The following is a 13,054-nucleotide window of genomic DNA, read 5'->3' as shown; positions in this document are numbered from 1 at the left end:
ACCATGTTGGAATGCTACAAACTAGGTGTTGGTACTAGCGATATTCGCTTGGTATTAAATTATCAGGAGCGGCAGCGCAGCCGTTTCCGCGCAAAAACGCTGTGCGGTTTAGATGTCGCGTGGTTTGTTGAGCGGGGCAAAGTGCTCGCCGATGGCGAAATTCTGGTCGCAAACAGCGGCGAGAACGTGTTGGTGGTCGCGGCTGAAGAAACCGTGTCAGAGGTGCGCAGTGACGACGCGTTGCTGTTAGCCAAGGCAGCGTATCACTTGGGCAATCGCCATGTGCCATTGCAAATTGAAGTCGGCGAATTGCGCTATCAGCACGATCATGTATTGGACGATATGCTGCGAGGCTTGGGCCTTACAGTGTTAGTCACCGATAAAACCTTTCACCCTGAAAATGGGGCATACCACAGTAGCGGCGGTCACAGTCATTCCCATGACCATTCCTCCGGTCATTTCCCTGAAAGTAAGCACACCCACTCCCACGAGCACGCCCATGGCTAAGCCGCTATTGCACCTTATGCAGTTGGTTAGTCCGGCATTGCCAGTGGGCGCCTACGCGTATTCGCAAGGTCTGGAATATGCGGTAGAGCGCGCTTGGGTTCGCGATATGGATGGCGCAGTCGATTGGATTGGCGAAGTCTTGAGTCACAGTATGGGAGGTTTAGATCTGCCGGTCATGTTGCGGCTTTTAGCCGCGTGGCGGCGAGGCGATGTGTTAGCAGTGCAGCATTGGAACGACACATTGCAGGCGGCAAGGGAGTCCCGTGAATTGCTGTTAGAAGATGTGCAAATGGGCGAGGCACTATTACGTCTATTGGTTTCCTTAGAACTACCCGCAGCCTTGCAATGGCCCAAGGGTGAGGCCATCAGTTTTGCTACAGGCTTTGCGATGGCGGCGCAGCATTTCGAGATAAATGACGATGATGCCTTGTATGGATTTGCGTGGAGCTGGCTGGAAAATCAGACGGCGGCGGCAATTAAATTAGTCCCGCTTGGGCAAACCGACGGTCAGCGATTACTTATGGCCTTGATGCCGTGTTTAGAAAAGACGGTTGCCGATGCCTTTAAGCGTAATGACGACGATATTGGCGCCGGCCTGCCAGGATTGGCGATGGCCTCGATGCAACATGAGACCCAGTATTCAAGATTGTTTCGCTCTTAGCAGAGCGCGAGAATTTCGCAAAATTTTTGATTTTTAGCGTTGGAGTAAGAATTATGAAAAAGCCTGCTTTGCGGCTCGGGATTGGCGGTCCGGTTGGTTCGGGAAAAACGGCCTTAGTTAAAACCTTGTGTGCAGAATTGCGAGAGCGCTTTGATATCGCGGTTATTACTAATGATATTTATACCCGTGAAGACGCGGAGTTTTTATTGCGCCACGAGGTGCTTTCGCAAGATCGCATTCTTGGGGTAGAAACCGGCGGCTGTCCACACACAGCAATTCGCGAAGACGCCTCTATGAATCTATCTGCGGTGGCAGAGTTAAACAATCGTTTTCCCGACCTTGAACTGGTTATGATCGAAAGTGGCGGAGACAATCTGGCGGCCACCTTCAGCCCCGAATTATCTGACTTAACCATCTACGTTATCGACGTCTCCGCAGGCGATAAAATCCCGCGCAAGGGTGGCCCCGGTATTACCCGCTCAGATTTATTGGTCATTAATAAAACCGATTTGGCACCTTTGGTTGGCGCCGATCTGGGTGTGATGGAAAGAGACGCCAAAAAAATGCGCGGTGACAAACCATTTATTTTTAGTAATTTAAAGGACGGTAGTGGCGTTGCAGACATTGTCAGTTTTATCGTTGAACAAGGCATGTTAGGACGTTAGGTGACAAGAATATGAACAATGCGCTGGCAGGGAGTAATACTAAATGATGGAAGTAGCACCTTTGTTAAGTATTTTACTACTCGGGTTTTCTGCTGGTGTGATACACGCGTTTGACGCGGATCACATCGCCGCGGTGAGTGGTATTAGCGGTCAGAATGGCGGCCGTTATAGTTTTCATTTTGCCCTGCACTGGGGGTTTGGACATGGCTTGGCAGTGATTGCGGTAGCGAGCTTGGTACTACTTGCCGGTGCGGCAATTCCAACCCAGTTTAGTGCAATGGCAGAAGCCGCTGTTGCGTGGATGTTGATTGTGATTGGTGCGATGACGTTTGCGCATTTGTGGAGACAACATCAACACCAAGCGGAAGCTCAGCCGCGTAGCTACAATGCTATTTTAGTTGGTTTGGTCCACGGTAGTGCAGGTTCGGCACCCTTGTTGGCGGTCATTCCAGCCGCAGGTATGGCAAGCCCGACTTTAGGAATGCTGCATATTTTGGTGTTTAATGCGGGCTTAATATTAGCGATGGCGGGCGTTGGTGCGGCGCTACGTAGCGGCTTGTCGGCGGCTGGGCGTTATCACCACGCTTTGCAATTTTCTCTTCAGTCAGCTCTCGGCGTTTTCGCGACCAGCTTTGGTGTCTTTTTGCTGCTATCGCATTAAGTTGCAATAAGTTTATTTTGGTGCGGGCGCACAAATAGTGTGCGCGCGACTGCACTTCTTCAGAAAGATCGCTGGGCCTTATGCTTCCTCGGTGTTCAGTTCTTATTCTTAGCGCGCATTGACTGCGTAGTCTTATCCCTTTCTATGCCGTGTTTTTAAATCGGTTTTATATATCCGCTCGGTGGTTGGCACTAATTCTGCAGATAGTGGTGGGAGTTTTGCCAGGGTTCATTAATCGCATAGCGCAGATTAATGATATATACAAAAAAGAGTATGGAGCTAAGCATGAAGAGTCCTAAATCTATAAAGGCTTTCGCTAAACACAGCAGTATTGTGTTGGCCGCCGCGACGCTGTCGTTAAGCGCCTCGATTGCACAAGCCGCAGACACGATTAAAGTCGGCGTACTACATTCCCTTTCCGGGACAATGGCCATCAGTGAGACAACACTAAAAGATACGGTGTTGATGCTGATTGAAGATCAAAACAAAAAAGGTGGTATTTTAGGTAAGAAATTAGAAGCAGTTGTTGTAGACCCCGCATCTAATTGGCCCTTGTTCGCAGAGAAAGCCAAAGAGTTGCTAGACAAGGATAAGGTCGATGTCATCTTTGGTTGCTGGACGTCGGTTTCGCGTAAATCGGTATTGCCCGTTATTGAAGAATTAAACGGTTTGATGTTTTACCCAGTTCAGTATGAAGGTGAAGAATCCTCTAAAAACGTTTTCTATACTGGGGCTGCACCCAACCAACAAGCTATTCCCGCCGTAGATTATTTAATGAGCGAAGCCGGCGGCTCAGTTAAGCGCTGGGTACTGGCGGGCACGGACTATGTTTACCCTCGTACTACCAACAAAATTCTTGAGTCTTACCTGAAAAGCAAAGGCGTTGCTGAAAAAGATATCATGATCAATTACACGCCGTTCGGTCATTCTGATTGGCAGACGATTGTGTCTGATATTAAGAAGTTTGGGTCACAAGGTAAGAAAACCGCCGTGGTTTCAACCATTAATGGTGATGCCAATGTACCTTTCTACAAAGAGCTGGCTAACCAGGGTATGTCTGCTGAAGATATTCCTGTTGTGGCATTCTCTGTTGGTGAAGAAGAGCTAAGTGGTTTTGATACTGGCCCGCTCGTTGGTCACCTCGCGGCGTGGAATTACTTTATGAGCGCAGATGCTGAAGTTAATGATGAGTTCATCGACAAGTGGATTGCGTATATCGGTGACGACAAGCGTGTGACGAATGACCCAATGGAAGCGACTTACATCGGCTTTAATATGTGGGTAAAAGCGGTAGAGAAAGCGAAAACGACAGATGTAGATAAAGTATCTGCTGCATTGATCGGTATAAGCGTTCCTAACTTAACTGGTGGCGTTGCAACGATGCTGCCAAATCACCACCTGACTAAGCCAGTGCTGATTGGCGAGATTCAGGAAAATGGCCAGTTTGATATTGTTTGGCAAACTGAAGGTGCCGTACCTGGCGATGCTTGGACTGACTTCCTGCCTGAAAGTGCCAAGCTGATTGCGGATTGGCAAGATCCAAAAATCATGTGCGGTAACTACAACACTGAAACTAAAAAGTGTTCAGGTCAAAACTACTAGTCCAGTAAAAAGCACTTATATCGAGGTGCTTTTATCAACGTTGCCCCGCCGCTGAAAGGCGTCGGGGCCTTGATCGTCAATGGATGTTTCCATGAAACTCAGCCACGTTTTTCGTGTATTTGTCGTACTCGCACTTTTTGTTGCTCAGGTAGTGCAAGCGGAACAAATTACACCAGTAAAGAGTGAAGTCGCAGCGGATAACGCGCTGTTACTCAATGAATTGATATCGGCACGCTCGACGTCAGACAAAAAAAATCTCATTAATCTTATCGCCAATTCCAACTTTCCTCAGCGTGCAAAAGTACTAAGTGCATTGCAGGATGGCGACTTGTATTACACCAAAGCCGACGAGCAGCTGGTATATGCCTTCAGCCACCCAGATGGTTATCAGATTACATCTGTTATTGATGGCGAAAACCTGGGTGTTATTGGCAGCAGAAAAGTCAGGAAAATTAGTATTAATAATGAACTGCGCACGGTATTGCGTGGCGTGTTAGCCGAGTTGTCACTGCGCAGCGAAGATGTTTTTGTGCGCTTGAGTGCGGCCAAGGATTTGATACGAAGCCCATCGCCAGAATTTCTATATGCGATTGAACGTGCAAAAGCGGTGGAGGTTAACGAAAAAGTGTTAGCGTCTCTTAATATCGCGACCGCGATGATTAACCTGAATTCTGAAGAACAAGTATTGCGCCTAGACGCAATCGAAGCTTTCCGAGGCACCCTGGATAGCGATGCGATGTCGATTTTGGCCGCAATGCAACTGAAAGACAGCGAAGGAAATTATTTAGAACAAGATGACTTGGTTAGAGAGTCAGCCGCGGCAGTGCTAAGTGAAATGCGCGGTGAGGCAGAGATGTACAAATTAGTAGAAAATGTTTTTTTCGGATTAAGTTTAGGATCGGTATTACTCCTCACAGCCGTGGGGCTGGCCATCACCTTTGGGGTCATGGGCGTGATCAATATGGCTCACGGCGAAATGATGATGCTGGGCGCGTATACGACATACGTCATTCAGTTGCTGATGCCAAATTACATTGATTATTCCATTGTGGTAGCCATACCCGCTGCATTTTTGGTGTCGGGCCTGGTCGGTATAGTGATCGAGCGCGGGGTGATTCGACACCTCTACGGTCGACCGTTGGAAACTTTATTAGCCACCTTTGGTGTGAGCTTAATTTTACAACAAGCGGTGCGAAGTATTTTTTCGCCACTGAATAAATCAGTAAGCGCGCCGAGTTGGCTTAGCGGTTCGTGGGAAATCAACGGTGCATTGTCGTTAACGTATAACCGCTTATACATCATTATTTTCAGTCTTGTTGTGTTGTTAATGCTGGTGTTTTTGTTGAAGAAAACCTTTGTGGGTCTGCAAATGCGAGCGGTGACGCAAAACCGCGCTATGGCAAATTCTATGGGGATTCGCACGGGCTGGGTAGACGCGCTGACCTTTGGCTTGGGTTCCGGTATTGCAGGTATCGCCGGGGTTGCCTTGAGCCAGTTGACCAACGTTGGTCCCAATCTTGGTCAGTCCTACATTATCGATTCCTTTATGGTGGTGGTGTTTGGCGGCGTAGGTAATTTATTCGGCACCTTCTTCGCGGCGATGAGTTTGGGTGTGGCCAATAAATTTTTGGAACCGTTTGCAGGTGCGGTGCTGGCAAAAATATTTGTGCTGGTTTTCATCATTCTGTTTATTCAGTGGCGACCGCGGGGACTGTTTGCCCTGAAAGGTCGTTCGGTAGAGGATTAATCGGCAATGATAAATTCAAAAATATTCGAGCGCAGCGCCATCGGCAGATTGCTCTTGGCCGATAAAGCGGGACGCTATTTGATTGCCGCTTTATTGGTGATAACAGTACTTGTTCCGCTATGTAATTTACTTATGCCTGCTGGCAGTTTTCTACATATTCCGACCTATGTCGTGGTCTTACTTGGCAAGTATCTATGCTATGCCTTGCTCGCCTTAGCCTTGGATTTAGTTTGGGGATATTGCGGCATTCTCAGTTTGGGTCACGGTGCCTTCTTTGCCTTGGGTGGCTATGCCATGGGCATGCACTTGATGCGTCAGATTGGCGAGCGCGGTGTTTACGGCAACGCAGAACTGCCAGATTTTATGGTGTTTCTAAATTGGACGGAATTGCCGTGGTATTGGTATGGCTTTGATAATTTTTTCTTTACCATGTTTATGGTTGCCTTGGTGCCTGCCGCACTTGCGTTTGTGTTTGGCTGGCTGGCATTTAGGTCGCGGGTTACCGGCGTGTATTTGTCTATTATTACTCAGGCCATGACGTACGCCTTGCTGCTAGCATTTTTCCGTAATGACATGGGTTTTGGTGGCAATAACGGCTTGACCGATTTTAAAGATATCTTGGGCTTTAGTTTGCAGTCTGATGCGACTCGTTGTGTCTTGTTTGCCTTGTCGGCATTGAGCGTGGCGGGGGCCTATGTTTTGTGCCGCGCTATTGTGACAAGCAAATACGGTCGCGTGCTGATCGCCATTCGCGACGCGGAAAGTCGCACCCGTTTTATGGGTTACCGAGTTGAGCACTACAAGCTATTTGTCTTTGTGGTATCGGCGATTCTTGCGGGTATCGCTGGGGCGTTATACGTGCCACAGGTGGGCATTATTAACCCCGGAGAGTTTGGCCCGATCAACTCTATCGAGATTGTTATTTGGGTTGCTATCGGTGGGCGGGGCACCTTGTTTGGTGCGGTAATTGGCGCGGTTGCCGTTAATTATGCCAAGACCTATTTCACCGGTGCTTTCCCTGAAGTGTGGTTGTTCATGCTCGGGGCACTGTTTGTTATTAGCACTTTATATTTACCGAAAGGTATTGTCGGCGTCGTGACGCAGATACGCGAACGCCGAGCCGAAAGCAACGCAACGTCAATACCGGAGCAGGGAGCAAAGTCATGAGTGCAGTGGTAAAAAGCCCTGGCTTTCACAGCGCAGAGATGCAGAGCATGTTGTATCTCAATGGTGTGACTAAAAGTTTTGATGGTTTTAAAGCGATCAATAATCTATCGCTGGATATCGCGCCAGGTGAACTGCGCGCCATTATCGGCCCCAACGGTGCGGGTAAAAGTACCATGATGGATATTATCACCGGCAAAACCAGACCAGATTCCGGGCAGGTTAGATTCCGCGACAGCATCGACCTCACGCAATACGACGAGGCGGATATCGCCAACCTCGGTATTGGGCGTAAGTTTCAGAAGCCTACGGTGGTAGAAACGCTGAGCGTGTGGCAAAACGTCGAGTTGGCACTGGCGGGCACACGCAGTGTTTTACATGCCTTGTTTCATACGCTCAGCAGCGAGCAGACCGACAAGGTAAATGATGTGATTAAGCTGGTGGGACTTAAGGAAAAGGCCGGCGATATTGCGGGCAGTTTGTCCCACGGTCAAAAGCAGTGGTTGGAAATTGGCATGTTGATTGTGCAGGGGCCGGAGTTGCTGTTAGTCGATGAACCGGCGGCGGGTATGACCGACCACGAGACCATGGAAACAGCAGCGCTGCTAAAAGAAATAAACAAAGACCACACCGTAGTGGTGGTGGAGCACGACATGGATTTTATCAAGGCGTTAGATAGCAAGGTCACTGTATTACACGAGGGCAGCGTTCTGGCTGAGGGCCGCCTCGAGGTGGTGTCTGCTAATCCTCGTGTTATCGAAGTGTATTTGGGGCGCTGATATGTTGGTCGTAAGTGAAATTGATCTGTATTACGGCGCCAGCCAGGCGCTGCGAAAGGTGGATGTAGTTGCAGAGAAGGGCAAGGTTACCTGCATACTGGGTCGTAATGGCGTTGGCAAGTCGAGTTTGGCGCGGGCGATCACCGGTCGTCACCCGATCCGTGGCGGCACGATTATGTGGGAAGACAAAGGCATAAGCAGCATGGGGCCGGCGGATCGTGCCCGTGCTGGTATAGCCTATGTCCCGCAGGGTAGAGAGGTTTTTTCGCAGCTTACAGTTCAGGAAAATTTGTACACTGGCTATGCGCCCTTAAAGCGGAGTCAGCGGAACATCAATCCAGAAATATTCGATTTGTTTCCCGTGTTAAAAAGTATGTTGAAGCGACGTGGTGGCGATTTATCTGGCGGTCAGCAACAACAGCTGGCGATTGCGCGGGCCTTAATTACTCGGCCCCGTTTGCTGGTGTTGGATGAACCCACTGAAGGTATTCAGCCCTCTATTATTAAAGATATCCAGAATGTCATCAGTATTTTGCGTCAGCAGGGTGACATGGCCATTGTGCTCGTTGAGCAATATTTTGACTTTGCGCGAGCCTTAGCAGACAACTACGCGGTAATGGACCGTGGCGAGGTCATTCTCTCCGGTCGCGGTGACGAAATGGTGGAAGAAGATGTACGCCGTCATATGACCGTGTGACTCCAAGGTTTATACTAGCGCCGGTTGAAAACCTAGCTGCATTGCCACTTTGCCTAATAGCGCCTATTTTTGTTTTATCCTCGGCTTTTCAGTCTATGCTTCTCAACTGTCTGTTTTTTTGCCACCCGTTTAAGGAAACATTGCTCATGAAACACCTTGCTGTACTTGCCTTGGCGTTGACACCGCTTGCGGGGCTGGCCGCCGACCTTACCATTCCGGCGGGCAAAACTTATGTTGTCGGTATAGATCAACAAGAATTAGTGCTAGAAAACCTCCATATTGGCGACGGCGCAAAAATCACATTCTCGCCTGCGGTTGGTGATTGGCGAGTGCAGGCGAGGCATGCCTATATAGGTAAAGGTGTGGTGATCGATGGCAACGGTGTTGAGGGTGAGGCAGGTACAAGCAGTGCCGGCGCTAAATGCTCAGATGGCATAGCTGGTGGTGACGGCGGTGATGGTGGTGACGGTGTCGCTATTCGATTACAGCTTGGGCTCGAATCGCTAGGTGATCTTTATGTGCTAGCGAACGGCGGTGTTGGTGGTAATGGTGGTGCTGGCGGCGATGGCGCAGATGTAAGTGAAGATTGCGATGGTGTTCCTGCGGGCGAGGGCGGCAATGGTGGCGACGGCGGTCAGGGCGGCCGTGCTGGTGACGTGACGATTCTTTATCAAGTATTGTCAAAAGTAAGTCGTGGCGATGATATTGCTGCGCGAATAAAAATTGATAATCAAGGTGCTGCGGGAGGCGATGGTGGCGATGCGGGTTCCGGTGGTGTTGGCACGGGCGGACACTATATCAGTAGAAAGACCTTAGCAGGTGGCCGGAAATGGGTTGAAGGCGGTGATGGTGGTTTGGCGGGCAGTCCTGGTTCGGCTGGCTCGGCAGGCAATCCTGGGCGTATTTTGGTAGATCAGCTCATTTTGTCGTCAGCGCAGACAGTTGATGTTAAATCTCCGGCAACGACTTTGCTGGAACTGCAGCGTCAAATTGAACGTTTGCGCGCGCGCGTAGAGAGGTTGGAGGCCGCAGCTGCAGCTCAATAATATGGTTGCTAAGAATGAATAAAAAGGGGTGCCATCCGGCGCCCCTTTTTTCGTTTTAGTCGTTGGATTGTTGGTGTATCCGCTGGCAAATGGTGCGAGTGATCAAACTTGGTGCAATTTGATACGGCGGGTCTGGTGCAGATGTCTATTGTGGTGCCATTTAAGACCTAAGTCACTGTTTCTATTGTATATGTTGATAACTGTTTTGATTACTCCCTGCTCCTAATAGCATCTTTTCATAATATATTTGCATGTTTATGATGCATAAAAATAAGACATTTTTTAAAAGTGCTCTATATTTGAGCGTATTCAAACCCACAAAGGAGGGCTCGTAATACCTCATTAACCGAATAATAAAATTTATTGATTGAAGTTTTCGATAAGTTATTGTTTTTAAAAATAAAAATCATAGTTGGCATTGAAAGTGCTAAAGCTTGGGCAGGACAGTGCTTGATCACTTTCTTATACCTTAGTGGAGACTAACAACATGAAAACAATGAAAACCTTAATCGCTGCAAGCGTTGCAGCTGCTTCAATGACTATGGTTGCTGCCCCTGCGTCAGCAGAGCTGAGTGCAAGTGTCAGCGTTGCTAGCATGTACTTGTGGCGTGGCTTCGATCTTAGCGATGGTTCACCTGCTGTTTCTGGCGACCTGACCTATAGCACTGGTGGTTTTTACGCTGGTGTTTGGGGTTCAAGTGGCGACGATACATACGGTCAGGAAGTTGACTACTACGCCGGTTTCGCAACTCAAGCAGGTCCTATCAGCATTGATCTGAGCGTTTGGAACTACGTGTACCCAGGTGCTTCTGCTGGTTTCGCTGACAATGGCGATACTTTCGGTGACCTGAGCGAAATAATCTTAGGTTTGGGTGCGGGTCCAGTTAGCCTGACTATCTATGACAACGTTGCTGGTGGTTCTGGTTATTACTACTACACCTTGGGTTATGACGTAGATAAGTTCTCGTTCTTACTTGGTGGTACGGACAACAAGAATGAAGACTCTAACTACAGCCATTTCGATGTTTCGTATGCATACAACGACAAAGTTAGCTTCACTTTCAGCCAAATGATTGATGAAGATAACGATGACGATTTGAAATTCGTTGTTTCTTACAGTTTGCCAATCGACATGTAATACCCCTGCTGGCGGCGTAAGCCGCCAGCGATTTCTTAACTTATTCCTCATGTGTTAACGCATATTGATAGGAGATTTCCGATGAAATTGATTACGGCTGTTATCAAGCCATTCAAACTCGATGATGTGCGCGAAGCGCTATCAGACATCGGCGTACAGGGCATAACTGTCACCGAAGTGAAAGGTTTTGGTCGTCAGAAAGGTCACACTGAGCTGTATCGTGGTGCTGAGTATGTTGTTGATTTTCTACCTAAGGTGAAGATCGAAGTTGCTGTAGCCGACGGCTCGGTTGAACCGACCATCGAAGCAATTAGCAAATCAGCAAACACGGGTAAAATTGGCGATGGCAAAATTTTCGTCACTGCGCTTGAGCAAGTTATTCGTATTCGCACCGGCGAGACTGGCGAAGAAGCTATTTAGTAAAACCGTTGCAATTTGTATTAACTAATTTAATTAAAAGACTTATCTCTTTCCCTTTGGAGGGCATGTGATGGAAGACATCATACAGGTCAAGTACGCCCTGGACACATTTTACTTCCTAGTTATGGGCGCGTTCGTAATGTGGATGGCAGCAGGTTTTGCCATGCTCGAAGCCGGTTTGGTTCGTGCAAAAAACACCACAGAAATCTTAACTAAAAACATCGCGTTGTTTGCGGTGGCTTGTACCATGTACTTATTGTGTGGTTACACAATCATGTACGGTGGTTCTGAAGGCGGCATATTGCCAGATGCATGGTTCGGCAACTCAATCGCAGATGCGACTGTTGAAGAAGTGCTAGCGTCAAATGGCGATACTTACTATTCAGGTTCGTCTGACTTCTTCTTCCAAGTGGTATTCGTAGCAACAGCTATGTCTATCGTGTCGGGTGCAGTAGCCGAGCGTATGAAGCTGTGGGCTTTCTTGGCTTTCGCTGTCGTGATGACTGGCGTCATCTACCCGCTACAAGGTTCTTGGAGCTGGGGTGGCGGTTTCTTGTCTGAAGCAGGTTTCTCTGACTTCGCAGGTTCCGGCATCGTGCATATGTGTGGTGCTTCTGCAGCACTGGCTGGTGTACTGCTGCTTGGCGCTCGTAAAGGCAAGTACGGTGAGAATGGCCACGTTAATGCGATTCCTGGTGCAAACCTGCCAATGGCGACATTGGGTACCTTCATCCTGTGGATGGGTTGGTTCGGATTCAACGGTGGTTCTGAGCTGATGGTGTCTAACATCGAAGAAGCCAACGCAACTGCGCAAGTATTTGTAAACACCAATGCAGCGGCAAGTGGCGGTTTGATTGCAGCACTGATCGTTGCTCGCTTGTTGTTCGGCAAAGCTGACTTAACTATGGTTCTAAACGGCGCCCTGGCTGGTCTAGTTGCGATTACTGCTGACCCACTATCTCCTGATCCAGTGATATCTACCTTAATCGGTGCGGTTGGCGGTGTGTTGGTTGTGTTTTCAATCCTCGCCCTGGACAAACTTAAAATCGATGATCCAGTGGGTGCAATCTCTGTCCACGGTGTGGTTGGTCTTTGGGGTGTGATGGCAGTGCCATTCAACAACAGTGACGCCACTTTCGGTAATCAGATCTACGGTGCTTTCGTGATCTTCGCATGGACCTTCGTGGCCAGCCTAGTGATCTGGGGTATCTTGAAAGCAGTTATGGGCTTGCGCGTAACAGAAGAGGAAGAGTACGAAGGTGTCGACCTCTCTGAATGCGGTATGGAAGCTTATCCGGAATTCACCAACAAGTAAGTCTCCCCCGTTTGGTGATTTTTAGGGCGCTCTATTGAGCGCCCTTTTTTTTTGCGGGATATTTGACGGGAGAGGTGAGAAGCAAAGGCGGTTTTAGGCACTTTGCTTTTCTCGGCCTACGAAACAGCGCAAAGCCCGAGGTTTATGGATTCCCGTTCAGGGTCGAGGATGGCGACTGCAGAAGCTCGAACTGCGAACGTAAGCACGCTATACAGGCAGCGACCGAGCACACAAACCAGCCCCCGCCAAACTCGGCTACTTTCGAGCACACAAACCAAATCTTCGCCATACTTGGCCACGACCGGGTATCCAAGGGAAGCGAATGCCTTAGCTTTTCTTGGCCTACGAAGCAGCGCAAAACCCGAGGTTTATGGATCCCCGATCGGGGTCGGGGATGACGACGGGGAAAGCCTGCACTGCGAACGTAAGCACGCTATACAGGCAGCGACCGAGCACATAAACCAAGCCCCCGCCAAACTCGGCTACTTTCGAGCACACAAACCAAATCTTCGCCATACTTGGCCACGACCGGGTATCCAAGGGAAGTGAATGCCTTAGCTTTTCTTGGCCTACGAAGCAGCGCAAAACCCGAGGTTTATGGATCCCCGATCGGGGTCGGGGATGACGACGGGGAAAGCCTGCACAGCGAACG

Annotated in this window: 13 protein-coding genes; all 13 read left to right on the top strand. The window is 49.0% G+C overall.

Annotation, left to right across the window (positions count from 1 at the left end; translation table 11 throughout):
* The first annotated feature begins 3 nt into the window (after positions 1-3).
* The 13 genes from ureE to KXJ70_RS08950 all read left to right on the top strand — a co-directional run bounded on the left by ureE (position 4) and on the right by KXJ70_RS08950 (position 12,402).
* Positions 4-507 (top strand): urease accessory protein UreE, encoded by a 504-nt coding sequence (ureE, locus tag KXJ70_RS09010; RefSeq protein WP_219043175.1) that lies wholly within the window; start codon positions 4-6, stop codon positions 505-507.
* Positions 500-1,168, top strand: coding sequence for an urease accessory protein UreF (locus KXJ70_RS09005; RefSeq protein WP_219043174.1), 669 nt, complete (start codon positions 500-502; stop codon positions 1,166-1,168). The genes ureE and KXJ70_RS09005 overlap by 8 nt, the downstream gene beginning before the upstream one ends.
* Positions 1,169-1,221: 53 nt before the next feature.
* On the top strand, positions 1,222-1,833 hold the full coding sequence (gene ureG, locus KXJ70_RS09000) for an urease accessory protein UreG (protein ID WP_219043173.1): 612 nt from the start codon (positions 1,222-1,224) through the stop codon (positions 1,831-1,833).
* A 43-nt stretch (positions 1,834-1,876) separates the two neighbouring features.
* Positions 1,877-2,494 (top strand): urease accessory protein UreH, encoded by a 618-nt coding sequence (locus KXJ70_RS08995; protein ID WP_219043172.1) that lies wholly within the window; start codon positions 1,877-1,879, stop codon positions 2,492-2,494.
* 285 nt (positions 2,495-2,779) lie between these two features.
* Positions 2,780-4,096: an urea ABC transporter substrate-binding protein gene (gene urtA / locus KXJ70_RS08990; protein ID WP_219043171.1), complete on the top strand. Its 1,317-nt coding sequence runs from the start codon at positions 2,780-2,782 to the stop codon at positions 4,094-4,096.
* A 91-nt stretch (positions 4,097-4,187) separates the two neighbouring features.
* Complete coding sequence (gene urtB, locus KXJ70_RS08985; RefSeq protein WP_219043170.1) at positions 4,188-5,843, top strand: urea ABC transporter permease subunit UrtB; 1,656 nt, start codon at positions 4,188-4,190, stop codon at positions 5,841-5,843.
* Between the two features lie 6 nt (positions 5,844-5,849).
* The gene (gene urtC, locus KXJ70_RS08980; RefSeq protein ID WP_219043169.1) at positions 5,850-7,010 is read left to right on the top strand and encodes an urea ABC transporter permease subunit UrtC; all 1,161 of its coding nucleotides are present in this window, start codon (positions 5,850-5,852) and stop codon (positions 7,008-7,010) included.
* Positions 7,007-7,786 (top strand): urea ABC transporter ATP-binding protein UrtD, encoded by a 780-nt coding sequence (urtD, locus tag KXJ70_RS08975; RefSeq protein WP_219043168.1) that lies wholly within the window; start codon positions 7,007-7,009, stop codon positions 7,784-7,786. The genes urtC and urtD overlap by 4 nt, the downstream gene beginning before the upstream one ends.
* A 1-nt stretch (position 7,787) precedes the next feature.
* Complete coding sequence (urtE, locus tag KXJ70_RS08970) at positions 7,788-8,483, top strand: urea ABC transporter ATP-binding subunit UrtE (protein ID WP_219043167.1); 696 nt, start codon at positions 7,788-7,790, stop codon at positions 8,481-8,483.
* Between the two features lie 146 nt (positions 8,484-8,629).
* Entirely contained in the window at positions 8,630-9,529 is a 900-nt protein-coding gene (locus KXJ70_RS08965) for a hypothetical protein (protein ID WP_219043166.1), read from the top strand.
* A 487-nt stretch (positions 9,530-10,016) separates the two neighbouring features.
* A complete protein-coding gene (locus KXJ70_RS08960; RefSeq protein ID WP_219043165.1) occupies positions 10,017-10,667 on the top strand; it encodes a TorF family putative porin in 651 nt (216 codons plus the stop codon).
* An 81-nt stretch (positions 10,668-10,748) separates the two neighbouring features.
* Positions 10,749-11,087, top strand: a complete 339-nt coding sequence (glnK, locus tag KXJ70_RS08955) for a P-II family nitrogen regulator (RefSeq protein WP_159270252.1) — start codon at positions 10,749-10,751, stop codon at positions 11,085-11,087.
* A gap of 70 nt (positions 11,088-11,157) precedes the next feature.
* On the top strand, positions 11,158-12,402 hold the full coding sequence (locus KXJ70_RS08950) for an ammonium transporter (RefSeq protein ID WP_219043164.1): 1,245 nt from the start codon (positions 11,158-11,160) through the stop codon (positions 12,400-12,402).
* Positions 12,403-13,054: the final 652 nt, after the last annotated feature.

The sequence above is a fragment of the Zhongshania aquimaris genome (assembly GCF_019312595.1).
Classification (GTDB): Bacteria; Pseudomonadota; Gammaproteobacteria; order Pseudomonadales; family Spongiibacteraceae; genus Spongiibacter; species Spongiibacter aquimaris.
The sequence above is the reverse complement of the archived record's forward strand: the minus strand, read 5'-3'. Positions and strand labels throughout refer to the sequence as shown.

Coding starts and splice junctions, on each gene's coding strand:
- KXJ70_RS08950 (WP_219043164.1), top strand. CDS start 11,158: ATGGAAGACATCATACAGGTCAAGTACGCCCTGGACACATTTTACTTC.
- urtB (WP_219043170.1), top strand. CDS start 4,188: ATGAAACTCAGCCACGTTTTTCGTGTATTTGTCGTACTCGCACTTTTT.
- urtE (WP_219043167.1), top strand. CDS start 7,788: ATGTTGGTCGTAAGTGAAATTGATCTGTATTACGGCGCCAGCCAGGCG.
- urtD (WP_219043168.1), top strand. CDS start 7,007: ATGAGTGCAGTGGTAAAAAGCCCTGGCTTTCACAGCGCAGAGATGCAG.
- urtA (WP_219043171.1), top strand. CDS start 2,780: ATGAAGAGTCCTAAATCTATAAAGGCTTTCGCTAAACACAGCAGTATT.
- KXJ70_RS08995 (WP_219043172.1), top strand. CDS start 1,877: ATGATGGAAGTAGCACCTTTGTTAAGTATTTTACTACTCGGGTTTTCT.
- ureG (WP_219043173.1), top strand. CDS start 1,222: ATGAAAAAGCCTGCTTTGCGGCTCGGGATTGGCGGTCCGGTTGGTTCG.
- urtC (WP_219043169.1), top strand. CDS start 5,850: ATGATAAATTCAAAAATATTCGAGCGCAGCGCCATCGGCAGATTGCTC.
- KXJ70_RS09005 (WP_219043174.1), top strand. CDS start 500: ATGGCTAAGCCGCTATTGCACCTTATGCAGTTGGTTAGTCCGGCATTG.
- KXJ70_RS08965 (WP_219043166.1), top strand. CDS start 8,630: ATGAAACACCTTGCTGTACTTGCCTTGGCGTTGACACCGCTTGCGGGG.
- glnK (WP_159270252.1), top strand. CDS start 10,749: ATGAAATTGATTACGGCTGTTATCAAGCCATTCAAACTCGATGATGTG.
- ureE (WP_219043175.1), top strand. CDS start 4: ATGTTGGAATGCTACAAACTAGGTGTTGGTACTAGCGATATTCGCTTG.
- KXJ70_RS08960 (WP_219043165.1), top strand. CDS start 10,017: ATGAAAACAATGAAAACCTTAATCGCTGCAAGCGTTGCAGCTGCTTCA.